The following is a 26143-nucleotide window of genomic DNA, read 5'->3' as shown; positions in this document are numbered from 1 at the left end:
TATGCTAAGTCAACAATGAGATCCCTTTTACTATTTCGACTGCCACAAAAAGAGCGATACTCGCCTCAAATTCATCCAGAGGATGGAGTGCTCTATAATTGGAAGGTCATTCCAGATGATGAATCTAGGGGGTGAACATGAGAAAAGAAACTGGATTTTTGATACTAACATTCTTCATGCTTGCAGCTCTTTTAACTTCCCCTATGACGTTGTTTGCAAGTCAGATAGAGATAATTCGTGATTACTGGGGAGTTGCCCACGTCTATGCAGATACGGATTCGGAGCTCTTTTTTGGAGCAGGTTATGCAACGGCAGAAGACCGAATGTTCCAAATGGAGCTCTCACGCAGAAAAGTCTCGGGAAAGCTGTCAGAGATCTACGGCAAGGACTGGCTAGAGTCGGACAAGCTTATGCGTACGCTCGGGCTTTACAAACACGCGCAAGAGATCGCCAATCATCTGGACGGTGAGACGAAGTCTATACTCGAAGCCTATGCTGAAGGAGTAAACTACTATCTTGAGACTAATCTCGATAACCTGAATCCTGTCTTCGATGAGATTGGAATCGTCCCGGATCCATGGACGGTTGCCGATAGTATTGCTGTGTGGATGCGCCTATCAGAGAGATTCGATCGGTCGTGGCAAAACGAAGTCACGGCCCTTCGAAACTACGAGCAGCGGTTGCGGAGCGGCGTAACTCAAGACCCGATCGTTACAGACAATTCAGCTGCGATTGTAACTGAATCCGACTTCCTTCGAACCGACCCCGACGCATACCGACGGCTTATGGAAAGCGAACAGCACGAATCAAGTGAATGGATGGAATGGGACTCATTGAAGGCCAGCCACGCATGGACGGTATCGGGAAGCAAGACTCTCACAGGGAGTCCTCTCCTTGAGAGCGACCCGCAGATTGCCGTTACTCTTCCTTCTCTCTGGTATGAAATACACCTCAGCGGCGGCAACTACAATGTGAGAGGAATCTGTGTTGCAGGTTCGCCTGGCTTTCTCATTGGCTGGAACGAAGACCTTGCATGGGGTGCAACCGCGCTCGGTTCTGACAATGGAGACCTCTTTCAGGAGAAACTAAGTGAAGATAGATCCGAATTTCTCTTCAAAGATGTCTGGTATCCTGTGCAGTCTACCACAGAGGTCATTTACGTTCGTGATGAAGAACCGGTTGAAATCACAGTTAGTAAGACTATTCATGGTCCCCTCGTAGACTTGTTTCTAAAAGGAGCAGGGCGTGCAGAAAACTTCTCACTGAAATACGTTGCTATTGACGAGATGAAGACACCGATAACGGGTATGTTATCCATGATGAGATCAAGGAACTGGGAAGAATTCACCGGCGGATTGAGCGATTACATGTTCCCTGGGATACATGTTGTGTATGCCGACGTGTCGGGAAATATCGGATACCATACGGCTGCGGCAATTCCGATCCGTTCCGGAAGACTTGGCCTTCCCCAGATAGGCTGGACGGGCAACAAGGAATGGATTGGATACGTGCCCTTTGAAGATCTTCCCCATGTTTTGAATCCGTCTTTGGGGTTCGTTGCCAGCGCAAATCACCTGCCCGTTGGCGACTGGTATCCGTATTCCCTAACGATAGGCACCGGAGGGACCGGACATAACCCTAGAAGCATGAGACTTTACGAGCTTCTCGATAATCAAAATGACTTCACTTTTTCAAGCTTTTCTGAAATACATCGAGATAATGTTTCGTCAATAGCCCGAGACTTTCTCGATCTGGCAGACCTCTTGCTTCAAAGGAATCTGTTGTCTCAAAGCTCATCGAGGCTTCTAAACGTTTTCAGTGATTGGGACTATCGCCTGGTTGAGAACAGCGGGGCAGCAGATATTGCTGAGACTCTTGTCCAAACAATGCATCGCAGTTTGAGGGTCGATTCTTCTACTGCCACTCTAGCCTCAAAATACGGCGGAGGCCATGCGGGAAACATTTTTCTCCTTCGTTCCGTCTTGAGCGAAAATGAGATCTACGGCATGCTGACGGATGAGGAGGAACTCGCGGTTTGGGTCAATCAGGTTATTGAGACTGCAACAGCCAACATCCGAGAAGGCACTTCTCAAGTCAGATCACTAGTGATGGTCTATCAGGCTAATTTAGAGGGTTTTCCCTCAATACTTCCGAATGCAAATAGAATCATGCCGTCTCTCACGACAACCTCAGCAAATACCATCTGGTCTCAGCTGGGAAATTCTTATACTCAGGTAGTGGACCTTTCGAACATCGACAACTCTCGAGCGTTTCTGCCGCCCGGGATATCCGAAGATCCGAGAAGTCCTCATTTCTTTGATCAGGTAGCGTTGTGGGTCGCTGGAGAAACCCGCCCCGCTCCCTTAAGTCGAGAAGAAGTCATGAAATATGCGGAATTCGTTAGAATATTACCTTCTTCAGTTACCGAAAAATCAGATAAGGTTGGAGCTGAGTGACCTTGGAAAATCGAACTTGCTATTCAATAAGTCTTAATGGGCTCACAAACTACCTTGACGGGCTGAATATACAGCATAGAGCGCTTGAAAAAGTAATGGCGGGAAAAGCGGACTGCATACTGATTCTTCTTGAACACGAACCGGTGCTGACTATAGGTAGGTCGGGAGGAAGAGAGAATCTTCTGGTTGACGAGAGTGAGCTCAAACGCCTGGGGGTCGCGCTCCAAGACACCGACAGGGGAGGTAATATAACCTATCACGGCCCGGGTCAGCTTGTTGCATATCCGATTCTGAATCTTGGAAAATGGAAGAAGAATCTTCCCTGGTACGTGAATTCTCTTGAAGAGGTAGTAATAACGTTGTTGCAAGATTACGGTATAGAAGCAGGAAGAAAACCGGAATACAGGGGCGTATGGGTCAAAGAGGAGAAGATAGCCGCCGTCGGTATAGCGGTAAAGAGATGGTACACAATGCACGGATTTGCTCTGAATGTTCAGGTGAACAAAGGTCACTTCAAACTGATAAATCCATGCGGAATAAAGGACTATGCAGTTGTTTCGATGGATGATCTTACAGTCAGTTTTGACTTCCGAGAGATCATTGAGAAAGTGAAAGAGAAGTTCGCACTTATCTTTGAAAGCAAGATAGTGGAGATTTCGAGAGAATGTCTGGAGAGTGTTCAAAGTGATAGAGAAACCAAAATGGCTTAAGGAAAAGCTTAACACTGACAGAAGTAAACTGAGTGACATAAAAGTCATGTTGCGAAGCCTACGGCTTCACACCGTTTGCGAAGAAGCGAGGTGTCCCAATGTAGGTGAGTGTTTCGCTTCCAGAACCGCAACCTTCATGATACTAGGCAACGTATGCACAAGGCGCTGTCGATTCTGCGCCGTTTCGAAAGGAATACCCGGCTCTCCAGACCCAAAGGAGCCGGAGAACATTTCTAACGCCGTTCATATTCTTCAACTGAGGCACGCTGTAATCACCTCGGTTACAAGGGACGATCTGGATGATGGTGGCGCTTCTCAGTTTGTCGATGTGGTCCGTGAATTGAGAAAGAACTGTCCTGATACGACCGTAGAGCTACTGATCCCTGATCTGAATGGTAACTGGAAGGCACTAGAAAAAATCGTCAGAGAGCATCCGGACGTGCTGAATCACAACGTGGAGACGGTACCTTCCTTGTACGACAAGGTCAGACCCGGAGCGGCTTATGGCCGCTCAATTGAGCTTCTGAGAAGAGTAAAGGAAATCGATTCTACAATAGTAACCAAGTCTGGAATAATAGTTGGACTGGGCGAAAACGAAGAGGAAGTTAGATACGTAATAGACGACCTGCTTGATGCCGGCTGCAGCATGTTGACGATTGGGCAGTACCTTCAGCCCTCTCATGAACACCTACCGGTCGTCGATTACGTTACGCCGGAGAAGTTTGAAAGTTTCAAGACCTTCGCTCTGGAAATGGGGTTCTTGTTCGTGGCATCTGGTCCTCTCGTTCGAAGCTCTTATCATGCCGCAATGGGTTTCTCTAGTTTGCGGTAGCGAGACGTTCATCGGACGTACTGTATTGAGAAAACTCCTTCTCTCAAGCTTCCTGTTCACAATTCATTAGGAGGAAGGAGAGCTTGCTATTTTGTTATCCTCCAAATATACTTTCTTAAGGGGCGCCGTGATACGATTTTCTTAAGATGTTTTTTGCGAGCTAATTGCTGGAAGCACATGCAGGATTTTGGAAGCTTTCTCCTCCTGTCTGCTTTAAGGAGTAGTGATTGTGGATACGTTTTGTATAACAAGTGCGGATCAAATAAGAGAACTTTGGTCAAAGACCTACAACACCGAAGGGAAACCGGACTGGTCTCACATTCTTCCTTACTACGACGACAACATTCTCTTTAAAGACACGATCCAGGAAATCCGGGGGATCGAAGAATTCAAGAAAATGACAGAAAGACTCGCCGAGAGATCTAAAGAGCTGAAGATGGCTGTTCTAAGAGTCATTAAGGAAGATAAAGTTGTCTTTGTCGAATGGGAGATGACGATACTCTTCAAGAAAACGAGGACTTCCGTGATTTACGGTGCGAGCCGTCTATCTATTAGTGAAGAGGGAAAGATAATTGAGCAGCGAGATTACTATGACCTTTGGGGTACTATCTTCGACAACATACCCTCATTCAGAAAGCCTTACAGGCGTTTCATGAAAAAACACTTCGGGTAGGTGCTGTATATGGAGAGAGGCAGGAACCCCATCCGCAAATACTGGAAACAATACAAGTGGTCAAACATTCGCGCGATGATAAAGAACAACAAGTCTGATCCAAAGATTTGCAGTGATGATTTCGAGGATCGCCTGGTGGTTGTTACCGGAGGCACTTCGGGTATTGGATACTATACATGCAGGAAGTATGCCAGCCATGGGGCAAGGATCCTTTCCATAAACCGAAACAAAGAGAAATCGGAAAGCCTGTGCGAAGAGCTCAGACGGGACTTCGGAGTTGAACCTTCATATATGATAGCCGATTTCAGCAGCCTAGAAGACAGCAAGAGGGTTGGGGAAGAGCTATCTAAGATTGGAGATCCCATAGATGTCCTCATACACAATGCCGGAGTCTTCCTTAAGCAAAAGGAACTGACTGTCGACGGCCTTGAAACTACATTTGCCGTGAACTATCTCTCTTCTTTCGTTATAAACTACATCTTAAGAGACAAGCTTAAGGCACAGGAGAAGTCGCGGGTATTACTTGTGAATTCAGAAGGTCATCGCTTTGCTGTGTGGGGAATTAAGACAGATGAACTTAACTGGCAGAAGAGACACTACAGTGGCCTTAAAGCCTACGGTTTCGCTAAGACCGCCCAACTTCTCAGTATGAAAATATTCAACGAATACTTCAAGGGGAGTGGTGTAACAATCAACGCTATGCACCCCGGTGCAGTTAGAACGGGTACAGGAAAAGAAAACGGGGCATTTTACAAATGGTACAAGAAAAATTTCGTCGACAGATTTTCCCGCTCACCGGAGATTTCAGCTGAATCTCTTTACTATCTGGGTGTTTCACGCGATTTAGAAGGCATAAGTGGAAGATTCTTCAATTTGACTACCGAGGAGATTCCAGCCCCGCCGGCCCTTGATACCGAAACAGCTGAAGAACTCTGGCAGGAAAGCCTGCGGATAGGGGGCCTCAATCATGGAGACCTATGACGTTATAGTCGTTGGCGGAGGAATAGCTGGAATGACCAGCGCCGCATATATCGCAAAAGCAGGGGCCAAAGTCCTCCTGCTGGAAAAGAACGAGAAGTGTGGTGGTCTGATCAACTCTTTCTGGAGGGATGGGTTTCAATTTGACGGAGGAGTTAGAGCACTTGAAAGCGCCGGTATCATTCTGCCGATGCTCAGGGAACTCGGAATAGAAATCGAAATAGTCAAGAGTCCCGTATCGGTGGGAATTGAAGACACTGTCATACGTGTGACCTCAAAGGAGAGTCTTAAGGAGTATTCAGATCTTCTGAGGAAGATGTATCCCGGAAGCGATGAAGAGATCGAGAGAGTGATTTCATTCATCAAGAGGATCATGAAGGATATGGAGATCCTTTACGGAGTCGATAATCCTCTTTTCATGGACTTCAAGAACAACAAATCATATTTTTTGAAAGTATACTTCCCGTGGCTCTTCAAGTTCCTCTTCACCCTCAGAAGAATCGGGAAATTCCAAATGCCCGTAGAGGATTTTCTTGAGAAGATTGTTGAAGATAGGTCTTTGAGAGACATAATAGACCAGCATTTCTTCAAGAACACCCCGACTTTTTTCGCCATGAGTTATTTCTACCTTTATCAGGATTACTTCTACCCAAAAGGTGGAGTTGGAACTATGGCCGAACGCGTAAGAGAAAAGATAGTCCAATTTGGCGGGGAAATCGAGACAGGTAGGGAAGTAACAGAGGTCAATGCTGGAAGAAAAGTAATCGTCGATACCGGTGGAAGATCCTACAAATACAGAAAACTAGTTTGGGCTGCCGACCTAAAGAAGCTTTACTCAATTGTGAAAACAGACAATCTGCCCGAAACCTCAGTAAAAACGCTTAACAAATTTAGGTCCGAGATTTCGAAGAAACACGGTACCGATTCTATTTTCAGCATCTTCATCGCGGTGGATGAACCTCCCGAAAAATTTGAAGCGATAGCCAGCGGTCACTTCTTCTATACTCCTTCGAGGAAAGGATTGGGAGAAATTCATCGCAGCGAAATGAAGGCTCTTCTGGAGAACTGGTCGAAGAGTTCGAAAGAGAAGGTTTTGAGCTGGCTGGACAGATTCTGCGAACTGAGCACTTACGAGATTTCGATCCCGGCGCTTAAAGACAAGAACCTGGCTCCTCAAGGAAAGACCGGCCTGATTGTAAGCACTCTCTTCGAATACGAGATCGTGAAAAGAGCGTATGAAGCCGGCTGGTACGAGGAGCTGAAAGGTGAGATCGAAAAAAGAATGATCGGAGTTCTCTCGAATTCAATCTATCCGATGCTGAAAGATAGGGTTGTCTTCGCATTTTCCAGCAGTCCGCTTTCAATAGAGAGTTATGTCGGCAGCTCAGAGGGATCGATCGTAGGCTGGTCGTTCGAAGAACCGATACCTGTGGTCTCCAGCATGATGAAAGTAAACAGCTCAGTCAAGACGCATATACCGGATGTTCTTCAGGCAGGCCAGTGGACTTACAGTCCTTCTGGCGTACCGATAAGCATACTTACGGGAAAGCTGGCGGCCGATTCCGTCATAAAGAACGTTAAGAACGCTCGATTTGAAGGCTAACGAGCTCTATGTATCTGTAGACCAGTGTTTTCGGTTTTCGAGCAAATCAACAATCGAACCCTTAAATAAGCAAATGATTGGCTCAATAATCGAGTATCGAAGGATAGAATATTACGAGTATCAACAGTTTGATTCCAGATAATTCCGAAAAGGGCACCGGACTAATTCTAGAATACCGGGACCAATACCTCTTTCATGTTTCCGGAAGGAAGCACCGAACAGAGCCGGGGGAAAGGTTCTTCGCAGGAATAGGCGGCCATTGTGAAGAAAACGAGAGCTTCATCCAGGCAGCAAAACGCGAAGCAGTCGAAGAGACAGGAAAGTCTGTAAAGGTAAGTAACTCGGCAAGAACCGATCTAGTGGATTCCGATGGAAGGGTTCTCGACACTATTGTGCTCCCCACTCCAGCTCCAAGAATCATCTACAGGATGCTGGATCGGCGAGAAGATTTGCCTAAAGCGAAACCGTATGTTATAGCCTGCTTTGAAGCGGAATTCGTTGACGACTCGCCCTTCATACTTGATCCCGAAGAGGTTAGCGCGCTGATCGCTCTACCGAAAAGCATGCTTGTTAAAAGCCTTGAACGCAAGATAGGGCTTGATGACATACTCTCGTCAGGAGGAGAGATTGTCGCAGGTTACCTGGAAGCAAGCACAATGCTATTTCCGCTCGGAACGGCTGTGGCCCTCGCAAATCTTTTGAAAAGAGACAGCGAGAACGATCGGGAGGTAAGCCATGACGCGTGATGTATTAGTTCTAGGAAACTTCTTGCTTCGGGAGAAGTGTTCCCCGGTCAGTGACTTTCAGAGCGAGGAAACAACAAGACAGATCGTTATGCTGAAACAGACACTAGATGAATTCAGAAAGGATAATGGCTTCGGTAGAGGCATTGCGGCACCACAGATCGGCATCCTAAAGAGGATGATCGCTCTCAACTAGGACAGGAGAGTTTTGCCATTATTAACCCCCGAATTACTGGCGTAAGTGATTCTAGATTCACTATGTGGGACGACTGCATGTCCTTTCCACATCTGCTTATTAGGCTCGAGAGAAGTCTTTCGATAGATATCGTGTATGAAGATGAAAGGGGAATCGAACACGAGTGGAAGGGAGTCGATCAGGCAAAATCGGAGCTGCTTCAACATGAGATAGATCACCTTGATGGCATTCTCGCAATAGATCACGCATTGGATTCCAAAAGCATCATATACCGCTCGGAATACGAAAGGAATCGCGAATACTACGATCACCTTGTAGACTACAGTATCAAGCCGACAATTTAACACCAAGAAGCGGAATCAAGAAACGATATTCATTGCCTGAAGCCAGTGAAAAGCAATTAGAGTGTGCCCTTCTCGAGCGCTCTTCATTACCCATAAGTTACGGAGCTAAATAGAAATCATATTATGCTTCTTCTCCATTGGTAGTATATGCTGTATTTGGCTCCTGATGATCCTGATCTTAAGTCCTCCCTTGAGGGAGCTCATCATTACCCACAAGTATTGGAGAAAATGCAAGAGAAGTGATAGATTAAGAGGATAGATCGATCAATATTGTGAATACTTCTTTTTATGGGGTATGGAGGTGATAATAGAGAGATTCCATTACACACTAAAGAGTGGATGCAAGGTAGAGAACCTTCAGCTGGAGGAGAGGAAAAGACTAGAGGTTGCAATAGCCATATATAATGTTGTTGCATGGTTCCTCTTATGGCTTACATATCTTGGAAGAGAGTTCAACGAAAAGCGGTCATTGTTCTTTCTCGATGAAAATGAATGGAAGGTCCTGTACAAGATGGCAAACAAAGACAAACCTTTGCCAAATGAACCACCGACAATAAACGAGATAGTCTACATGCTGGGAAGAATTGGCGGCTTCATTGGAAGAAAGAGCGATGGATATCCAGGGGTAAAGACCGTCTGGCAGGGTCTCATAAAGCTGCTCATTGTCCTTGAATATGCAGACACTTTTTCTACCTGACTTATGGGTAATGATGAGCTTGAGGGAGGAGGGCCAAGAAGTGGCGGAGGGTGTTGGTCTTTGAGGACTGGAAAAGCCGCTGCCCTGGAATACTCCTGAGAGAGCGGTTGTTGGTTCCTGGCAAGAACATATAGCACAGACAGACCAATCACGTGAAGAGTTATACATCCGATAAAACTCGGCCAGTCGGATCGATGTGAGACGCGCTTCAAAGAGCACACACCCCACCGCAAGCGGTCCCCCCCGCTCGAGCGGGGATTTAAGATCAAGAGCAGAAGAGCGGTTCATCGTTGACACTCCGCGTCCAGGGTCTTAGTTAAAAACCAGGAGATGATGAGATGGCTTCCAGAGAACATCATGTGGGTAATGATGAGCTCTCGAGAGGGATGGACACCATCTTCTGCCCAGAAACCCTGCTCTCTCATTGTTGCCGCAGAAGCAAAAATCCCGTCAAGCGGGATGTAAATGGCCTCATATTCCCTCGCAAGTCTTCTGATTATCTGAATCTTCGGTCCAAGGTCTTCTGCCCAGAACTCCATCTCGCCTCTTAACGGGAGAAAGAACGGTTCCATAATTATTGAAGACGCCCCGATAGCGGTAACTGGTTCGAGCAGATACCTATAATCTCTTTCGAAGATGACTGGTTCGGTCTTGTTATTGCTGTCATAGAACCGCCAGCAGTCATTTACCCCGACAAGTATTGAAATCCAGTCTGGCGATAAATCAATACAGTCGGCTTTCCAGCGTTCTCGAAGATCCTTCACCCTATCGCCTCCGACACCCCTGTTTAGAAAATCTATTCTTAACCCGGGATATGCGGCTCCGACAAGCCCAGAAATAATAGCGGGGTAACCGTTTCCCAGACCAAAGAAGTCTTCTCTGTCTCTGCCGGCATCTGTTGCGCTGTCTCCTTGAAAGAGAACTCTTTGCCCTTCTTTAAGAAGCACTCTTCTCAACCCCTCCATTCAATCCAAATGCAGATTATCTCTCAACCCTCTGGCAAAAGAGAAGCAGGAGAACTGATCCGTTATGTGGAACCCTTCCGATAATAGTAACCCTCCTCTATACTACGAGCAGGAATGTCGGAGCCGCTTCCTACCGACCGTTGCGTTAACATCGAGCAACATAACTGCTATTCTCTAGATCATGATCTTACTTCTGTATCGCCCCTCAATCCAATCTCTAGCTACTCTGTGCGCAAAGTTAATATCTGGCTCACCATTCGACGAATTAGAGTATATGAACCCAGCGTTGAAAGAATCTCCAGCACCTATTGTATCTACAACATTCTTGGATTCCGCTGTGGGATAGAGTCTTGAATTCTCTCTTCCAATCATAAGAGAACCTTTGGAACCCATCTTGACCATTGCCTGACCTTCATAGTCCTCGAGGTACGTTTCAGTTGCAGCCTCTATCGTTGACTGGTTAGTAGCTTCCATGAGCTCCGCTTCATTGGGCATAAACCAGTCCACCGAATCTAGCAGTCTCTGAATCTGAATTCTGAAAAGACTCCAGCCATCCGGTGGCCATCCGGGATCGAGATAGATTGTGTTTTCTTTTCTGAGAGCTTCCAGCAATGTCTGCAGGTTGCTTTCTCTTAGACCGTTAAGAACATTTATCCCGCAGAACAAAATGTGCGCTCCCTTAACACCAGTGAGTTTGCTTTTTACGAAGTCAACATCTAGATGGTGCATTATCGTCTCGTTACTGATGAAACTCCTCTCGCTGTCTATATGGGTAACCGCAATTGTATATGGTGTTCTGCCCTGGATAAGATCAAACCCTTCTACCGACACTCCCATATCTTTGAATCTCTCCTTGAACGTCTTCCCGAAGAGATCATTTCCCGCTACCGTCACAATATCCACCGGTACTCCGAGATCGGCAAGCACAACAGCCGTGTTAGCCGCCTGGCCGCCAATACGCATTTCGATTGAATCAACGCCGATCTCCGTGCCCCATTCGGGCCAGTCATCCACCGCACCTGCTATTATATCTACATCGATATTCCCAACCACAATTACTCTATCCATTTGATCACTCTCTTCTTCAATCTCTTCAACAGTGTTTTCTCGAAACCTTCACAGATTATAGCATTCGTGGAACGATGGAGAAGTTCCGTCGGGCGACACAACGACCCCAGTTCGAGAACAAGTATTCCATGCGGAAATCTTGCACGCGAGCTCTGCAGTTACAACAGAAAATCGATCGATAAAAAGAACAGCCTTCAAGGCTGTTCAGATAATAAGATATAAGACATTTGTTGTGAACTCATCGATAGATTGTCGAGTTAGGGTGTAGCAAGTTGTACATGTGTCAGTCCTTATGACATTCGCTACAGCAGTAAGCACAGCCGTCAACATTCTGGTAAAGCTCGCGAGCCTTCTGAAGCGCTCCAAAGCAGTTCACGAAATCTCCCAGCATTGTCTTCGACTTCACTTCTCTCAGTCTCTCACAGTGTTCGGTATGAATCTCGTGTTCTCCGGCCGGCTTTGCGCTGTCATCTACGTAGTAAATCACTTCACAACACCTCCTTCAAACAATTGCATAGATTGTCTCGGTAGATAGTCCGCACTAAGGACATCCTATTTGAAATTATAGCATCCGGAGCTGCTTACAAGAATATTCAGTGATCAAGGGAAAAAGCACAGTAAATATTGATCTTTATTTCACAAACTTAGTCGGCTTTTTCGTTATAATTATTTAGATAAGGAGGTGTTGTCCATGATAAAAGCTACGATCTTCCCTGGGAGATACGTTCAGGGAGCCTATGCGCTGAATTCTCTGGGAAAGGAACTGAAAAGATTCGGTGAAAACGCCTTTTTTATAACCGATCCGTTCGTGTACGAGAACATAATTCCTTCTATCAAGGATTCATTGCTTGAAGAAGTCTCTGCCGAGATCATTGAATTCAGCGGAGAGTGTTCCGACGAAGAGATCGATCGGCTTTCCGACAAAGCCACAGGCAAGGCCGACGTGCTTGTCGGAATTGGAGGAGGAAAGACACTGGACACAGCCAAGGCCGTTGCTCACAACCTTAAGATTCCCGTGGCCGTTGTTCCAACCATTGCTTCAACGGATGCGCCTTGCAGCGCGCTATCTGTAATATATACACCTGAAGGAGAGTTCAAGAGATATCTCTTCCTCCCGAAAAACCCCGATCTTGTTCTGGTAGATTCCAAGGTTATCGCATCCGCACCCGCAAGATTTCTTGTTTCTGGAATGGGCGATGCTCTTGCAACCTGGTTTGAAGCAAGATCTTGCGAGATCGGAAACGCCAAGAACATGACGGGTAATCCTGGTTCGATGACGGCTTACTCCCTTGCAAGACTTTGCTACGAAACTCTATTGAAGTATGGAGAGCAGGCAAAGAACGCCTGCCAGGCACAGGTGGTAACTTCGGCTCTCGAGAAAGTCATCGAGGCCAATACTCTGCTGAGCGGCCTTGGATTCGAAAGTGGAGGACTTGCCGCGGCTCACGCGATTCACAATGGACTCACCATCTTGGAAGAGACTCACGAGTTTTTCCACGGAGAAAAAGTAGCCTTCGGAACGCTTGCGTCGCTGTTCCTTACTGAAAAGGATCCCGCTGTAATCGATGAAGTGTTCTGCTTCTGTGAAACAGTCGGACTTCCAACAACGCTTGAAGGTATCGGGCTGGGGAACGCTACATACGAACAGCTGATGAAAGTCGCGGAGACTTCCTCCGCAGAAGGCGAGACGATTCATAACGAACTGGTTGAGGTAAGGCCCGAAACAGTATTCTCTGCTCTCAAGGCAGCGGACGCGTATGGGAAGTACCGCTTGCAGGAATAGAGACAAGTTTACATCTCATTAAGCCAAAGTCGCCGGGCCGATAAATCAGCCCGGCTTTAACAATTAAATATTAGAACTGAACGTTGAAAATTACTGAGGTGGAGAGGCGAAAATGGAGTACAGAATGCCGAGATATGAGAGTGAAGAGGATTACTGTAAGCTGAGAGAGTTCCTTAGGAAGGTTTTTACGGACAATGGACTGCGCGAGTACTCCTGGCATGTTGCTAGACTCCACTACTGGCGTTGGCATGTGATGGAAAACTGTTTGAAAGTCTATTCACTGAATGAGCATATTATATTCTGGGAAGACGGCAACAAGAAGATTGTGACGGCCGTCAACTGAGAGGGGTTCGGCGAGGTCCATTCTCAAGTACATCCGTCTTTTGACTGCGAAGAGCTGGAAGAAGAGATGCTTGAAGTCTCGGAGAAGCACCTTTTTAGCGAGAAAGACGGAGTCAAGAGGCTCTGGGTGTTCGCCGATTCTCAGGAAAGAAGAAGGATAGAGATTTTGAAGAGAAGAGGTTATTCGCGAGGAGATTGGCCAGAACATCAGCATCGACGAGACTTGAAAGGTCAAATTGTAGAGGTCTCGATCTCAAAAGGTTTCGAGATCCGCTCTCTTGGAAATGCAGAAGAACTACCTTCCAGAAGCTGGGCTTCCTGGAGGGCCTTTCATCCTGACGAGCCGGACGAAGATTACGAGGGCTGGGAATGGTATCTCAATATCCAGAAGCAACCCCTGTACAGGAGAGATCTAGATATTGTCGCAGTTGCTCCCGGCGGCGAGATAGCCGGCTTCTGCACGATATGGTATGATGACGTCACCAGAACCGGATATTATGAGCCGGTTGGGGTTGTGCCGGAGTACCACAATAGAGGTCTGGGAAAGGCAATGTTAACAGAAGGACTCCGCAGGTTAAAGAGAATGGGTGCGGTGAGAACATTTGTTGGGGGATATTCAGAGGCAGCAAATGCACTTTATGACTCGGCAATCTCGACGATCTGCGACTTAAACGTACCCTGGTTCAAAGCGTTATGAGACTTCTCCACTGCAATACTCTCTATTTCCTGCCAATATTCTAGAGCACTTTAGAACAGGTAATGTACTTCTTTGCCTACAGTCAGGTCTGGTTGTATAATAATAATCCAAAACGGTTGCTGCATTAACTCACATAGTAGAAAGCAACCAGTATAGTGAAGGAGGAGTGGTTAGATGCCTGATAGAAGAAAGGTTCTGTCACTGGTTCTGCTGATTCTGGTAGCTTTTTCGAGTGCGTTGTTTTCTGCTGCTGGCAAGACTGCCCATACCCTTGTCATAATGGGTACAACAGACATGCATCAATACATAATGCCCTACGACTACATGGGGGACAAACCGAATGAGAGTATTGGTCTTGCAAAGGTTTTCACGCTCATCGAAAAAGTGAGAGACGAAAACGCAAACACTCTGCTCTTCGACACAGGCGACTTCATTCAGGGAAGCCTTGTCGGAGATTACGAGGCCGATGTGAATCCTCTTAAGGGATTCGACTTCCAGACCATCGTCCGTGCCTACAACTACATAGGTTACGATGCAGTCTCCGTCGGAAATCACGATGTTACTGACTTTGGCCTGCAATTCTTTGAACGCGCGAAAAGCAATTCGATTTTTCCCTGGGTATCAGCAAACATAAGGCTTGCAGATGATCCCAAGGGATTCTTGACCGACCCATACGTAATTCTCGAGAGAGAAGTCGATGGAATCCCGATCAAGATCGGTGTGATCGGCTTCACGCCGCCACAGATTATGAGCTGGGGAAGACGTCATCTTGAAGGCAACGTCTTCACACAGGGTATTGTCGAACAAGCAGAAAAGTACATTCCTATCCTCAGAGACCAGGCAGACCTCGTAATTGCAGTTGCCCACACGGGAATCTCCACAGATGAAATAACCAGTTATGACGCTCAGGAGAACGCCGGCTATTATCTCGCTCAGATCGAAGGTATTGACGCAATGATTCTTGGTCACCAACATTCTCATTTCCCTGGGGATTTTGCAGACATCGAGAGCATCGATAACGACAAGGGCCTAATCTTCGGTGTTCCTACTGTACTTCCGGGCTCTTGGGGTTCACACTTAGGTGTAATAAGTCTCGACCTCGCCTATGACTGGAATACGGGAGAGTGGGAAGTGTTAGATGGTTCGGCAGCTCTTGTTCCCGTTGACGCCGATGTCGAAACTCATCCGCTTCTGGCTGAACTCGTTTGGCCGAAGCACGAAGCGACGATTGAGTATGTAAGAACTCCCATCGGCTGGACCGATACTGAGATAACGTCTTACTTCTCAAGAATAATGGACAATCCTGTCACTCAGATCATAAACGAAGCTCAAATATGGTGGGCGGAGCGTGAATTTGCCGGTTCCGAATACGAATGGCTCCCAATTCTCAGCGCTGCTGCTCCATTCATTGCCGGCAGACAGGGCCCGACATATTTCACACACGTTCAAGGAGACATCTCGATCGGCTCAATTACTGACATCTACATTTACCCGAATACTATTTATGTGGCAAAACTTAACGGCGAACAGATAAAAGACTGGCTCGAGGCGGCCGCAAGTAACTTCAATCAGATTGACCCGTCGTCTGCAGAGCCGCAACATATAGTCAACTACGATTTCAGGGAATACAACTTCGATGTGATTGAAGGAATAGAATACGTTTACGACATAACCAGGCCTGCCGGCCAGCGACTGATTTCTGCGACCTTTGAAGGCAATCCGCTTGATGCGTCAATGGAGTTCCTGGTAGTGACAAACAACTACCGAGGGAGTGGAGGAGGAAATTTCCCACATGTAGCCGATAACGTTATACTTGCCACAACGGAGATAAACCGGGAGGCAATAATAAAGTACATACAATATATTGGCGAAGTAGATCCCGCCCCCACGAACAACTGGAAGATTCTTCCCATCGAGACCGCCGGACCTCTTCTCTATCGATCTTCTCCAGAAGGTCAAGGATACGTTGAGAGAAATGCAATTCGCGGAATAGATTTCTTAGAGGTTGATGAGGCAGGATGGGGAGTCTACAAAGTAGACCTGTTTGAACTCGCTGAATACCTTGAAGAGGCAGCTCTGCAGGAAGTCAATTAGCTTGCTTTCTGAATAAAGGGCCCCGCGAAAGGGGCCCTTCTTATTTGTCTTTCTGCTGCGTTTGGTTCGGAATCATTTTCAGTCAGCCGGCTATCAATTTCTGCTAAAGAGAGATGCTTTCCAGCTCCGAAAGAAAGTAGTTCTTGTCCTGCTCTTCGTCGATTAAATCGGCTGCTTCTCTTGCCAGCTTTATGTACTCATCCATACGGTCACGTTTTCCTGCAATCATGTAGGCTCTAGCAACGGCTTCATAGCCAAAGGCAAGATCGAAACCACTTATGGCATTGTCGGTGCAATATTTCAGCGAAAGCTCACCATGATACAAAGCTGACTCTGCCATGTTAAGCAAAGAATAAACCCTGGACACTTGCCACTCCCCCCTCGCAAATTCAATCGGGGTACCCACCACACCCCAGTGAAAGCGTGATGCGTGAGCGGTGTGTATCATAAGAAGGTCATCTTCTGCAGTTCTGTCTTTCTTGTCAATAAGGTCCCATGTAAGGTTGAAGTTCTCTATCGCCTGCTTTTTGTGCCATTCGTGCTCCGTAAGCTTTTCAGAATCCATAGATAACCATCCTTTCCGGGGTTATTTTTCCTTCCTCCCGCATGTCAATTCTATCACTGGCAAAAAGGTGAGCAATGAGCTGGAGCAACTCACGAAGAATTCAAAGTACCTGAAGAGGCAAATTTGTATCGATAACCATTTGGCGAATTGGAAAGCCCTTATCGTTCAGTCAATAAACAGTGAGAGTGTCTTAATATACTTGAATATTTCAACACCCAGAAACCATCAATGGAAGGAACTTCAATCTTTGATCCTTAAAAAAGAAGAAGACTCATGAGGACTCTCATTCTATCCGAAGCTATCAAAGAGATTTAAAGACTGATTATGTGAGACTATGTTTCGAGCGTTACATCAAGATCCACCCATTGAGAATAAGAGATCAAGAGCATCGATAATTCTTTCAGCTTTGTCGACCACTATCACCTGAACGTCGGTTTCCTCCGAGAGCGCGGAGAAATACTCACTCGGTCCTCCCGGTGATACCAGAATTATGTAGTCGGCTTTCGGCATAAGCAAGTCGAAGGACTGCCTCGGATCGTTGTCTGGTGAAGTGAAGCCACCTTCAATATGAATGGCTACAACAGGAACTCCTCGCGCTTTCGCTATCGATACGAGCTCCTCTATTCTGGAGACCTCCTGACCGACATCGATTTCCTCAACGCCGCATACAGTATATAGATCCCCCTCGACCATGGCACCAGGGGCAATAAAAAGTGTTCCGGGCGCGTTCTTCGAGTCGAGTCTCTCGGTGAAGTCTTCGGGTTTCAACTGAAGGATGTTCTCGTAATCAATTCCGTGCATTTCACAGACTAGGGCGAGAACGTCTGATGCAGCACCGTCGCCTATCGCCGTTGCAATAATCGGGGCTCTTGCTAGAGGTTCCAGATTTCCTGCAGAAAGCGGTGATATAAGAAACGCAACTAGTATGGCTGTAAATAGCACCGATATTTTTGGTTTCATAGATTTCCCTCCATAACATTTAAGAGCCGTGACCAGATCGATCTTAAGAACTGTTCCTTCCGATATCTAAAACAAAGTTCTTAATATGACCAATTTTATCAAATTTAATCCTTCTTTGCACGAGAACACAACTCCTATCTAGGTCTATATACTGTTCGTCTTCGCCAAAGATTCTCTGCCCATTCACTCTAGAGAGTTTGTTAATCTTCTCTAGGAAAAATGAGAATTTGTATAATAGAACAACTTTTATCGGATTTGTCTAACGATTTTAGGAGGTCTATATGATATAAGAGTTTGATAGTATTGTTAGCATTTGCCTTATTTGCGACGGCACCAGTTTGCGCTCTTGAGAAGAGTTCGGATTACTACACCACACAGAACGAAACAAAGTCAAAATGGAATTCTCAGTTACATTCGATGAGACCAGAGACACAATCCGTATATACTACCCTCAGATAAATACAGGTGAGAAACTCTACGAATATATTGAAGAAATAGACATTCAAAGAAAGTTCGTGGACTGCGTAGAGATGTTCTTCACTGGCTTTGAAAGCAATCTCTTATACAGAGATCTCGATCTGGTGGAGCAGAATCTATAAGGATTTCTACTTCGGGAACCTTGATCAGCTGAGAATTGTAGTTCAGAATTCAGTCCACATGATGCCAGAAGAAAGTCCGAAGGATGTTTAGCCTCTGGAGAAGGTAATGCAGTTCCCGTTTGTGGAGAGCGAATTCGGAAACGAAACCCTTGAAGTCGCGATCTGATAACCGACATTTTCACAATCAGGGCTCTCCCGATGAGATCGTAATGCATCATAATTAAATCTACTCAAGAGAGAGTTGATGCATCAAAATAGAATCTATTCAAAATCGAATTGAAGGAGATTAAGAACACCTCCCTTTGAGTTAGATTTAGACTTCATTATCTGTATATCGGAGATAAGACATCCAACACCTTGGAATGGTATTCTGATATTATTGGCCGAGGCTAGATAAAAGTCTAATACTCGTTGAACATCAGAAAAGAGGTGGAGATTGTGAAAAAGAGCATCTTTCTCGCTGTTATTGGAGCGGCAATGATTATAGCTGGTTTGTTCCTGCCGATAGTACGTTTCCCCGGAGGAAGCGAAGCGACCTTTTTCAACGGCGGAGATCTGTATGGCTCACTAACACTAGCAATTGCTATCTTTGCAGGTATCATGGGAATCGTGAAAGTGAGATCGATGGTCTTTCTTTCCGGGCTTGCTTCGATTGGGGTTGTAGTAGCGAGGTTGATTACCGTAATTAAGGACCTGCCCGACGAGAACTCCTTGAGAACTCAGTTTAAAGAGCTTATCCAGAGCAATGTTCCCGGTAGTTCTGGAGAGGAAATAGCGAATATAATCGGCGGACCGCAAGTTCACTGGCTTGGGTGGACAATCCTGCTTGCAGGAGGAGTTGTGGTTCTTTTCGCCGCCTTCATTTCTTCAAAAAGATGAAGGACTTATCTTTCGCTTTGGTCATGATTTTCAAGCTCCAACTATCTATGCGGCGTTCATGACATAAGCGAAATGCTTACTGTTGAGCTGAGTACTGAGTACCAAAATGGTTCTAGAGTCGACTGATGGTTGACAGCAAAGCAAGATTACCTATTCGTTCTAGATTTGCTTTAATGGAATACTGGATCATTTCAATTTTGAAATGACTACTGGAGGTATTCGATGATTCGAACAGACAAGTGCCCAAACTGTGGCTCACTGGACATAGGAAAGGGTTACTGGTCAGGCTATGCAGCACTTATGCCTTTAGGAAAGCCTCTTTCGATGGGCTCTAAGGTGATCGTGCGCGTTTGCAGAGAATGCGGACATATCTTCGATCTCCATGCAGAAAAGCCTGAGAAGTTCTGATTTTTCCTTTGGGAACTCCATGTAAGCTTCAGATCAAATACCTATTCACAATCCTTAATAAGCTTCCCGGAGATAACCAGATATCTTTGACCAAATCCCTTTAGCTCTTTCAAATTGTTCGTAGTGTTTCTCAACGGACTTATGGTACTTATTCAGCTCTCTGGAAATGTTGTAGAATGAATCGGTACCAAAGTACGATGAAATGCAAGGTAATGTTTCCCTAAGGTCGATTTTCATCTCTTCGATTTTCTCTGAATAGTTATCGCGATCAGTTATGTAGAGAAGCAGAGGCTTGTATCTTATCCAGCCTATACATGATCTGTAGAAACGCCTTACTATCTCTCTCGAGTCGGCTCTTATTGGGCTGAGACTGGTGGGGAGAACACCCATCAAAATATGGTTGTATGTCGAGAAAGCGTTGTGAAAGGCGTAACGTGGAACTTTCAGCACCTTCCTGTCACTCAGGCAGGTACTCAAGAAAGTATCTTCACCTCGTGCTCCAGGGGGATTATAGAAGGGAAATAGTCTGCTCGGGTCCTTAAGATTCAAACAGAGGTTCGATCCTGAGATAAACTTCGCATGATTTACCTCTTCAACTTCAATGACTTCACCACTGTTCAGTATGCCCGGATCGGCGTACGAGACTCCTCCGGCTACTATAAGTCTTCTAAGAGTCTCCCACTTAACTATGTCATTGCTTATCGCCTCAATAAACAGTCTGAACGTATCTTCCGGTAGCGCTGGCGAAAACTCTATGAATGGGATCGGTGAAATGTAACCACAGTGATAACCGTAGGTGATGTCGGCCCGGTCAATATAATTCAAATGCGTTTTCAAAACATGCTGGCCTATCCACGAAACGGAACCCATGTTGTTCAAAACGGCAAATGGATACTCATCATCATCAAGATAGAGAAGGCAATCTATGTGATTCTTCAGAGCAGTGTAAAGAACGATGTTTCTCTGGGAAGCGTATCCTTTTCCAAAAACCAACGAAGCTTCTTCCGAATCAACAATCCCACTCTTGATTAGCAATCTCTTTTCTTCTTCTAGTTCCTTCTGACCTATGAAATGTTTGGAGAACAGTAATTCGTTCACACTGGAACTGATCCTGGTGTAATTTGCCTTCTGTGTATTCTTGTAGTTCAGATCATACGCAACAAATAGATTCAGGGTAAGCTCTTTGCTGTCAACCAGTTCAGATTCTTTCCAGTTGTAGACGTAGCTGCGCAAAACCCTCTGAAAGTGCTTTCTCCCAGTTGCAAAACCGATTCCGACCTTCATTCTTTCGTCTTTCAAATAGCTTTCTCCTCCAAGAGTCCACAATTGTCTCTTAGAACCCAAGAGCAATTTAGATCCAAACGATTCTAGCATGAGTAGCATTCTCGAATAGAGGATAACGCAGTCATTAAGTCGGAAAATCAGGCATGTGAAATTAGACCAAAACTCAGCTTAACGAGATCCCTTGAGGCATTCAATCTTGTTATTGACGTAACCAGCTCATTCAACTAACCAAACCCATAATTACTCTGCTGCTTCCTCGCAGTTGCGATGGCTACCTCCTGTGACACCCGGGAGAGCAGTACTTGCATCCACACACATTGGGATAGATATCACTTGCCTTCCTAACTGCATCCTGACAGTTGTCAAAATAGCCAAGGTAAGTCCTCGACTTTATCCTCACCATCTCAACGCAGTCCCTTGTGTGAACCTCGTAGTCACCAGAGAGCATAGCGCTGTCACCAACATAATAGTGTTTATAAGACATATTTCATTCCTCCTTATTCGAGTTACGGAAAGAGCCAGAAGAAAGAATGGAAGGCTGTGATTACTAAATGAGAACCGTGCTTTAACGATCCGGCCTTGTGAGAAATTGTCCCGTGGCTTTCATATAAAGTTTAGCACAAATTCATGTTTATGTTATCACAATTCACTACTTCATCTCTGTTGGTCAATAAGTTCTCTTTATGACTTAACGAATCAATGCCTAAGCTGAAGTTCAATTGCCAGGGTAAGTCAAGATACTGATCCTTCTATGGCCGACTTGGAAAACTAACCGGGTACAGATACTATGAGCCTTTCGTCAAATTCAAAAAGAGACTCTTGTAATGTACAGGATCCGAGAATCCGATCTTCTCTGCTACCCCAATTGAGGCTGGGTTGCTCTCCCTGCAGTGCCATTCAGGTCTAAGCCCTTTATCAACGCAATCTCTTACGCAGAGCGCTGACGTAAGAGAGCCGAGACCGAGCCCCCGAAAATCCCCTGGGTCTCAAGCCCCAATTTCCGACGCTCTCCAGAGTATATCGTGATACACCAAGCGACTATCTGGTTGTTCTTCACCACGCAGTATCCTATGCCCGAGCGCAGAAAGGAGCAAGTATCCGGCCAGAAGGCATTGAACCAGCCGGTCTGCCCTTTGAGTGATCTTTCTTCCAGCGCTGTTTTCACAGTCATGATCTCAAAACCGGTAGGTGGCCGGTTTCTCTCCCTCAGCTTCACTGAAATATAATATCTCCTAGGCATCTCGTCTATTTTGTCTCCCAAGAGATTAGCGAGCTCGTATTTCCACTCTGAAGATTGATCAAAAGTGATTATCAGACCTGGAGTACCCCATTTCTTGAAGCCGGGATGATTTCCTTCTGTAGAAATTCGGACAGCTCAAGTGATTTGAGTAATCACCTGCTACGTATAGAACATTTGTGAGAGGCCATATGACTGCAAGATTTGGATTTGTGAAATCATTCGAATATATGCGACCGATTGGATATTTCCTTCTAAAACAGACCTTACAGCCAAATGGGATTCAAAAGAGTTAAAGCGGGCAGCCACAATAGAGTAGTCGGGTTTTTCGAGCAGGAACAATCCATCACCCCGTTTTCGGAACACTTCTCTATTCGATTATGCAACAACCTATGAGACGGATTTGTTACCAGGACATTGCAACCAGTGAGGTGGGATAATTCAGAGGCGTAAGAAGTGTCGTCTTGCCATTGTCTATGCTGTAACTGAAAAGCCCGTTTCCATTAGGTATTTAAGAACCGTATCCTGTCCGTTTGTCGAAAGAACAAACGTTCTTTCGTCGAGAAAAATACCGTACATATTCTGAAGGAGGTTGTCCGCATCGTGAAGCATACCAAACTCGCCTGCAGATTTTCTTTCATATCATAATTATAATGAAGACACAAATAACCTCTTCTATTTGCCACCAAGGAGGTGCCAAGATGAACATCAAGAGGCTTCTGCAGTGCACTGGGTGTGGTTCTTCTATCATAAGTAATGAAGATGTTTTTGAATGAACCTCCTGCTATCGGAGATTTCAAAAGCGAATGGGAGTATTGGATTTCCTTCTGTCGGGTGAGGATCAATAAGCTTTGGTCGGAAAGCGTTTTATGAACGGTCAGGAGGAGCTTGAAAGGCGTTTCTTTGAGCCTTCTGAGGATGAGCTTTCTCCGGCTGACAGTTTCATAAAGGCTACCGCTCTCTGGTATCGAGGAGAATTCGACGACTTCCAGAGACTTCTCCGACCGTCGAGAGAGGCCCTTTACACAGAAGAATGCAACCACACGATGACCGAGAGCCTTAATCGTACCGTTGAACTGATCAAGAAGGAACAGGGCTTGGTCCTCGATCTGGCAACCGGAATGGGCGGACTGCTTGAAGAACTACTGTCTTCTACCGAAAAAGAATACTTGTCTGTCGATATTAGTCCTTCGAGCAGCTTCGGGCTTCTCCAGTACTTGCGTTACAGAGGCTGGGGAGAGAGAGTTGTTCAAATCAATGCTGATGCAGCAAATCTCCCGCTCAAAGATGACTCAATAGATGTCATCGTAAGTGCCGCAGGGTTTCAAAACATGCAAGATTCCAAGAAAGTCTTCAAAGAGGTAAGAAGAGTCTCGAAAAAGCTGATAGCGCTTTGCATCTTCTTTGAAGACGGTGATCTAAACCTTGCTTATGTGAGTGACAGAGGCCTTCACGTCTCGAAAGAATTCGTAAGAGGCCTTGAAGAGGCCGGCTGGAACTCGAGGGTTGAAAACTCCGTTCGGGTAAGAGCCGAACCGACACCGCAGTCGGAAATTCTTGGCATAAGACCGGATATGCTTCCGATAACTTCTACAACAATTGAATTCACCACTGTCATTGCGAAGTAATGCACTCTTGCTCGATGAGTCAACTGTTAAAAGCATTAGGTGACCATAGTATCGAATCTTGGCATCTCTTAGGCTAGTTCTGGTTGCTCGGAATTGGCTGTTGCAAACGAATTGTTGAAGATGCTTCCGCGGTTCTCCCTACTATCTCCTGCCTTCTTCCCTGCCGCTTTTCGAACCTTTACTGTTGTACAATCTAATAAGCAGGAGGTGGGTCGAATGACCAGAAAAATCACAAGCATACTATTCGTGGCGTTTTTTGCGTTTTCCTTGGTTTTTGCGAATAGCGTCTGGCTAGCTATCTTTCCCGAATACTCGGATAGTCCCCTTGAATGGATGGCTCCCGGACTTAGGCTCAGCTACAGGGCAAGCACTGCCGTGATGAAACCCGGGGGAGGGTTGTCGGATACCGGCGGTTCCGGCGTAGGCCTCTATCAGATGGATGTTGTGGCATTGGAAGAAGGATCCTTAGCGCTCTTACAAACTTATTTTATGGAGATGAGGGGCGGCTATTATCCCAGTCTTTCATTTGGAACTATAGAGAAACCGGGTGTTTCCGACTTGTGGTTAAATCCAGCGGTTTTCAACGACTTGTCGAAATTCAACAGCGATAATACGACTGCTGCGGAGATGCCTATTCAATACGGCGGGCAGACGGTGCAAGCCGTCAGGATTGAATCGAGAGGAATAAATACTAAACACGTCTATACTTATGACCGAGCCTCAGGTATTCTTCTTTATCTTCTGACTCAAGCTCAGTCGGGGACAGATATACATCAAAACATAATGGAGTTTCTTTCTGCTAGATATGTTGATCTCCCCTGGTTCAACTCTCAAAGGCCCTCCTGGAAATTGACGACCACGTCATATTCAGGAACTTACACGATCAACATACCCGGCTCATATACCACTCCCGCACAGACTCAGGCTACGATAACTCCGGTAACGTCCTCGCTTTCCTGGGATTACGTAAAAATGACAATCATGCAGTACGGAAACCTTCCGGGGGAATTTCACACCGTAACCGGTGTGGCTCAGTTGAACGGCCCGATATGGCTTCCTGCTCAAGCCCTTAATTCGCTCACAAAGGTACAGGACATCGATCGAGACCCCATCACGAATGTTGTAACCAGTGTGAGCTACATTGGCAAGCTTCAAGATGGAACTGAAGTTATAATGCTTCAACAGACAAACGGAACGTACGCGAATCAACACGTTTACGATCGAAAAACCGGTCGTCTTCTTTATACAAAGCAGATGAGCCCAAACAGTCTTGACTACAATGTGACCGAACTCTCAATTGCAGGCTATTGAAATCCAACAAGTTTGAGCCTTAGAAAGCCGAAAATGGGGCTTAGGAAAAGTGTTATGGAACTCGAAATCGTGAATACTGCAGGTATCTGAGGTTTCTGCCCCTATCTTTCACGTAGATTCTAAAAGCTATCAGATTAGCCAGAGAGGCTATGATAGTGCCGCTACCTCCAATGTTCACGCTCATAAAAAGTCCTTTGTTGCTCTCGGTAAACGAGGAAAAGGGGATTGCAGCAGGCACGTTGCTGATAAACTGTGGTATAAGAGCGGTGCTTGTCATTGTCCTTATTTCATCATTTGTTGGAGACTTCATCAGCGTGGCTATTACATCCATTCTGGAGATATTGTCTCTTGAGTTTATCACTTTAACCCATAAAGCAGAGAAGATAGCTTCTCAAACCCGCATGGTTTCGTAGGCGCTATTTTTTTGTCTATATTTTGTAGTGGCAACTGATTATAAGTTGGAGTTGGCTATTAATTATACTAGTACTTGCTTATAGGAGTATTCTATTGTGTTGTATAATGTAGTCATGTTTATAAAGCCCACGAAATCTAAGAACTTTACGTATGCTCAGTTAGTTGAATCTTACCGTGACGAAGAAGGAAAGAGTCGTCACAGGGTTATCTTTAACCTTGGAAGAGTAGAGGACAATCCTTCTTTGCTCAGAATTGGACAAAGGTTGGTAGAGCTTGCTAGTGGAAAGAAGGTTTGTTCTATTGAAGATTTACAAGGAGAAGAGATCCTTGGTTGGGGACATGTCATATACAGTGAAGATCGATGCCGCGAACAAGCGTGGAGGAAAGAAATATCTCAAACAGATAAACGCAGACAATGCCAGGTGGGTTCTGGATAAAGATGCGATAGAGAAATCCAGCAGGCTAGACGGATACTATGCTATCCAGACAAGTGAGAAGAAGGTTGATCCAAGAACGATCCTATCCAAGCATCATGATTTATGGAAGATAGAAGAATCCTTTAGGATAATGAAGAGCAATCTTGAAGTGAGACCGATGTTCCACTGGACACCAAGAAGGATAAAGGGTCATTTCGTTGTATGTTTCCTTGCATTCTTGGTGCAAAGAGAGCTTGAGTT

General features: G+C 45.7%; 26 protein-coding genes and 2 pseudogenes. 19 read left to right on the top strand and 9 right to left on the bottom strand.

Going from position 1 to position 26143, the window contains the following annotated elements; translation table 11 throughout:
• Window positions 1–137: 137 nt before the first annotated feature.
• The 9 genes and pseudogenes from V512_RS09060 (at window position 138) to V512_RS09020 (ending at window position 9232) form a co-directional block, all read left to right on the top strand.
• Window positions 138–2456, top strand: a complete 2319-nt coding sequence (locus V512_RS09060) for a penicillin acylase family protein (RefSeq protein ID WP_099830160.1) — start codon at window positions 138–140, stop codon at window positions 2454–2456.
• Window positions 2457–2458: 2 nt separating this feature from the next.
• Window positions 2459–3166 (top strand): lipoyl(octanoyl) transferase LipB, encoded by a 708-nt coding sequence (lipB, locus tag V512_RS09055; protein ID WP_207759753.1) that lies wholly within the window; start codon window positions 2459–2461, stop codon window positions 3164–3166.
• Window positions 3141–3998, top strand: coding sequence for a lipoyl synthase (gene lipA, locus V512_RS09050; RefSeq protein WP_099830159.1), 858 nt, complete (start codon window positions 3141–3143; stop codon window positions 3996–3998). Before lipB ends, lipA begins: the two co-directional genes overlap by 26 nt.
• A gap of 229 nt (window positions 3999–4227) precedes the next feature.
• Window positions 4228–4671 carry a nuclear transport factor 2 family protein gene (locus V512_RS09045; protein WP_099830158.1) on the top strand — a complete coding sequence of 148 codons (444 nt, stop codon included), beginning with the start codon at window positions 4228–4230 and terminating at the stop codon, window positions 4669–4671.
• Window positions 4672–4680: 9 nt separating this feature from the next.
• The gene (locus V512_RS09040) at window positions 4681–5652 is read left to right on the top strand and encodes an SDR family NAD(P)-dependent oxidoreductase (RefSeq protein ID WP_099830157.1); all 972 of its coding nucleotides are present in this window, start codon (window positions 4681–4683) and stop codon (window positions 5650–5652) included.
• The gene (locus tag V512_RS09035) at window positions 5639–7252 is read left to right on the top strand and encodes an NAD(P)/FAD-dependent oxidoreductase (protein WP_243392344.1); all 1614 of its coding nucleotides are present in this window, start codon (window positions 5639–5641) and stop codon (window positions 7250–7252) included. Before V512_RS09040 ends, V512_RS09035 begins: the two co-directional genes overlap by 14 nt.
• Window positions 7253–7380: 128 nt before the next feature.
• A complete protein-coding gene (locus V512_RS09030; protein WP_243392343.1) occupies window positions 7381–7998 on the top strand; it encodes an NUDIX domain-containing protein in 618 nt (205 codons plus the stop codon).
• A pseudogene (locus V512_RS09025) lies at window positions 7988–8535 on the top strand (peptide deformylase). The gene V512_RS09030 and the pseudogene V512_RS09025 overlap by 11 nt, the downstream one beginning before the upstream one ends.
• Before the next feature lie 301 nt (window positions 8536–8836).
• Window positions 8837–9232: an IS4 family transposase gene (locus V512_RS09020; protein ID WP_165775377.1), complete on the top strand. Its 396-nt coding sequence runs from the start codon at window positions 8837–8839 to the stop codon at window positions 9230–9232.
• A 284-nt stretch (window positions 9233–9516) separates the two neighbouring features.
• Here V512_RS09020 and V512_RS09015 read toward each other — a convergent pair whose 3' ends face one another.
• From V512_RS09015 to V512_RS09005, 3 genes are all read right to left on the bottom strand, one after another.
• The gene (locus tag V512_RS09015) at window positions 9517–10179 is read right to left on the bottom strand and encodes a GDSL-type esterase/lipase family protein (RefSeq protein ID WP_099830153.1); all 663 of its coding nucleotides are present in this window, start codon (window positions 10177–10179) and stop codon (window positions 9517–9519) included.
• A gap of 192 nt (window positions 10180–10371) precedes the next feature.
• On the bottom strand, window positions 10372–11265 hold the full coding sequence (locus V512_RS09010) for a carbohydrate kinase family protein (RefSeq protein ID WP_099830152.1): 894 nt from the start codon (window positions 11263–11265) through the stop codon (window positions 10372–10374).
• A gap of 283 nt (window positions 11266–11548) precedes the next feature.
• A complete protein-coding gene (locus V512_RS09005) occupies window positions 11549–11752 on the bottom strand; it encodes a hypothetical protein (RefSeq protein WP_099830151.1) in 204 nt (67 codons plus the stop codon).
• Window positions 11753–11956: 204 nt separating this feature from the next.
• Here V512_RS09005 and V512_RS09000 point away from each other — a divergent pair, with 204 nt between their 5' ends.
• The 4 genes from V512_RS09000 to V512_RS08985 all read left to right on the top strand — a co-directional run bounded on the left by V512_RS09000 (window position 11957) and on the right by V512_RS08985 (window position 16181).
• Window positions 11957–13048, top strand: a complete 1092-nt coding sequence (locus V512_RS09000; protein WP_099830150.1) for a glycerol dehydrogenase — start codon at window positions 11957–11959, stop codon at window positions 13046–13048.
• 112 nt (window positions 13049–13160) lie between these two features.
• Window positions 13161–13391: a hypothetical protein gene (locus V512_RS08995; RefSeq protein ID WP_099830149.1), complete on the top strand. Its 231-nt coding sequence runs from the start codon at window positions 13161–13163 to the stop codon at window positions 13389–13391.
• A 66-nt stretch (window positions 13392–13457) separates the two neighbouring features.
• Complete coding sequence (locus V512_RS08990; protein ID WP_099830148.1) at window positions 13458–14087, top strand: GNAT family N-acetyltransferase; 630 nt, start codon at window positions 13458–13460, stop codon at window positions 14085–14087.
• Between the two features lie 174 nt (window positions 14088–14261).
• A complete protein-coding gene (locus tag V512_RS08985; RefSeq protein ID WP_099830147.1) occupies window positions 14262–16181 on the top strand; it encodes a bifunctional 2',3'-cyclic-nucleotide 2'-phosphodiesterase/3'-nucleotidase in 1920 nt (639 codons plus the stop codon).
• A gap of 103 nt (window positions 16182–16284) precedes the next feature.
• Here the strand turns inward: V512_RS08985 and V512_RS08980 are convergent, their stop codons facing one another.
• Window positions 16285–16746, bottom strand: coding sequence for a hypothetical protein (locus V512_RS08980; RefSeq protein WP_099830146.1), 462 nt, complete (start codon window positions 16744–16746; stop codon window positions 16285–16287).
• Between the two features lie 351 nt (window positions 16747–17097).
• Window positions 17098–17706, bottom strand: coding sequence for a DUF6305 family protein (locus tag V512_RS08975; RefSeq protein WP_099830145.1), 609 nt, complete (start codon window positions 17704–17706; stop codon window positions 17098–17100).
• Window positions 17707–18101: 395 nt separating this feature from the next.
• Here V512_RS08975 and V512_RS14625 point away from each other — a divergent pair, with 395 nt between their 5' ends.
• From V512_RS14625 to V512_RS08960, 3 genes are all read left to right on the top strand, one after another.
• Window positions 18102–18305: a hypothetical protein gene (locus V512_RS14625; RefSeq protein ID WP_165775374.1), complete on the top strand. Its 204-nt coding sequence runs from the start codon at window positions 18102–18104 to the stop codon at window positions 18303–18305.
• 438 nt (window positions 18306–18743) lie between these two features.
• The gene (locus tag V512_RS08965; RefSeq protein ID WP_099830144.1) at window positions 18744–19184 is read left to right on the top strand and encodes a hypothetical protein; all 441 of its coding nucleotides are present in this window, start codon (window positions 18744–18746) and stop codon (window positions 19182–19184) included.
• 222 nt (window positions 19185–19406) lie between these two features.
• Window positions 19407–19592 (top strand): transcription initiation factor TFIIIB, encoded by a 186-nt coding sequence (locus tag V512_RS08960; RefSeq protein WP_099830143.1) that lies wholly within the window; start codon window positions 19407–19409, stop codon window positions 19590–19592.
• A gap of 54 nt (window positions 19593–19646) precedes the next feature.
• On the opposite strand, the gene V512_RS08955 is transcribed toward V512_RS08960, so the two are convergent.
• The 3 genes from V512_RS08955 to V512_RS14620 all read right to left on the bottom strand — a co-directional run bounded on the left by V512_RS08955 (window position 19647) and on the right by V512_RS14620 (window position 22725).
• Complete coding sequence (locus tag V512_RS08955) at window positions 19647–20891, bottom strand: hypothetical protein (RefSeq protein ID WP_099830142.1); 1245 nt, start codon at window positions 20889–20891, stop codon at window positions 19647–19649.
• A gap of 256 nt (window positions 20892–21147) precedes the next feature.
• The gene (locus tag V512_RS08950) at window positions 21148–21360 is read right to left on the bottom strand and encodes a hypothetical protein (RefSeq protein ID WP_099830141.1); all 213 of its coding nucleotides are present in this window, start codon (window positions 21358–21360) and stop codon (window positions 21148–21150) included.
• 1227 nt (window positions 21361–22587) lie between these two features.
• The gene (locus tag V512_RS14620) at window positions 22588–22725 is read right to left on the bottom strand and encodes a hypothetical protein (protein ID WP_165775376.1); all 138 of its coding nucleotides are present in this window, start codon (window positions 22723–22725) and stop codon (window positions 22588–22590) included.
• A 257-nt stretch (window positions 22726–22982) separates the two neighbouring features.
• Here V512_RS14620 and V512_RS08935 point away from each other — a divergent pair, with 257 nt between their 5' ends.
• A complete protein-coding gene (locus tag V512_RS08935) occupies window positions 22983–23741 on the top strand; it encodes a class I SAM-dependent methyltransferase (protein WP_133117336.1) in 759 nt (252 codons plus the stop codon).
• Between the two features lie 216 nt (window positions 23742–23957).
• A complete protein-coding gene (locus V512_RS08930) occupies window positions 23958–25052 on the top strand; it encodes a hypothetical protein (protein ID WP_099830138.1) in 1095 nt (364 codons plus the stop codon).
• A 52-nt stretch (window positions 25053–25104) separates the two neighbouring features.
• Here the strand turns inward: V512_RS08930 and V512_RS14615 are convergent, their stop codons facing one another.
• The gene (locus V512_RS14615; RefSeq protein ID WP_099830137.1) at window positions 25105–25413 is read right to left on the bottom strand and encodes a citrate transporter; all 309 of its coding nucleotides are present in this window, start codon (window positions 25411–25413) and stop codon (window positions 25105–25107) included.
• A 353-nt stretch (window positions 25414–25766) separates the two neighbouring features.
• Between V512_RS14615 and V512_RS08920 the strand changes: the two are divergent.
• Window positions 25767–26143 (top strand): annotated as a pseudogene (locus V512_RS08920) (IS1634 family transposase); the annotation flags it as partial.

Source organism: Mesotoga sp. Brook.08.105.5.1, assembly GCF_002752635.1.
GTDB lineage: Bacteria > Thermotogota > Thermotogae > Petrotogales > Kosmotogaceae > Mesotoga.
Note: the sequence above shows the minus strand (reverse complement) of the source record. Positions and strands in the feature narration are given on the sequence as shown.

What these genes read in the sequence shown, in the direction of transcription:
- V512_RS09060 (WP_099830160.1), top strand. Translation starts at nt 138, where the DNA reads ATGAGAAAAGAAACTGGATTTTTGATACTAACATTCTTCATGCTTGCA.
- V512_RS09040 (WP_099830157.1), top strand. Translation starts at nt 4,681, where the DNA reads ATGGAGAGAGGCAGGAACCCCATCCGCAAATACTGGAAACAATACAAG.
- V512_RS09035 (WP_243392344.1), top strand. Translation starts at nt 5,639, where the DNA reads ATGGAGACCTATGACGTTATAGTCGTTGGCGGAGGAATAGCTGGAATG.
- V512_RS09010 (WP_099830152.1), bottom strand. Translation starts at nt 11,265, where the DNA reads ATGGATAGAGTAATTGTGGTTGGGAATATCGATGTAGATATAATAGCA.
- V512_RS09000 (WP_099830150.1), top strand. Translation starts at nt 11,957, where the DNA reads ATGATAAAAGCTACGATCTTCCCTGGGAGATACGTTCAGGGAGCCTAT.
- V512_RS08995 (WP_099830149.1), top strand. Translation starts at nt 13,161, where the DNA reads ATGGAGTACAGAATGCCGAGATATGAGAGTGAAGAGGATTACTGTAAG.
- V512_RS08990 (WP_099830148.1), top strand. Translation starts at nt 13,458, where the DNA reads ATGCTTGAAGTCTCGGAGAAGCACCTTTTTAGCGAGAAAGACGGAGTC.
- V512_RS08985 (WP_099830147.1), top strand. Translation starts at nt 14,262, where the DNA reads ATGCCTGATAGAAGAAAGGTTCTGTCACTGGTTCTGCTGATTCTGGTA.
- V512_RS08980 (WP_099830146.1), bottom strand. Translation starts at nt 16,746, where the DNA reads ATGGATTCTGAAAAGCTTACGGAGCACGAATGGCACAAAAAGCAGGCG.
- V512_RS08975 (WP_099830145.1), bottom strand. Translation starts at nt 17,706, where the DNA reads ATGAAACCAAAAATATCGGTGCTATTTACAGCCATACTAGTTGCGTTT.
- V512_RS14625 (WP_165775374.1), top strand. Translation starts at nt 18,102, where the DNA reads ATGGAATTCTCAGTTACATTCGATGAGACCAGAGACACAATCCGTATA.
- V512_RS08960 (WP_099830143.1), top strand. Translation starts at nt 19,407, where the DNA reads ATGATTCGAACAGACAAGTGCCCAAACTGTGGCTCACTGGACATAGGA.
- V512_RS08950 (WP_099830141.1), bottom strand. Translation starts at nt 21,360, where the DNA reads ATGTCTTATAAACACTATTATGTTGGTGACAGCGCTATGCTCTCTGGT.
- V512_RS14620 (WP_165775376.1), bottom strand. Translation starts at nt 22,725, where the DNA reads ATGCTTCACGATGCGGACAACCTCCTTCAGAATATGTACGGTATTTTT.
- V512_RS08935 (WP_133117336.1), top strand. Translation starts at nt 22,983, where the DNA reads ATGAACGGTCAGGAGGAGCTTGAAAGGCGTTTCTTTGAGCCTTCTGAG.
- V512_RS08930 (WP_099830138.1), top strand. Translation starts at nt 23,958, where the DNA reads ATGACCAGAAAAATCACAAGCATACTATTCGTGGCGTTTTTTGCGTTT.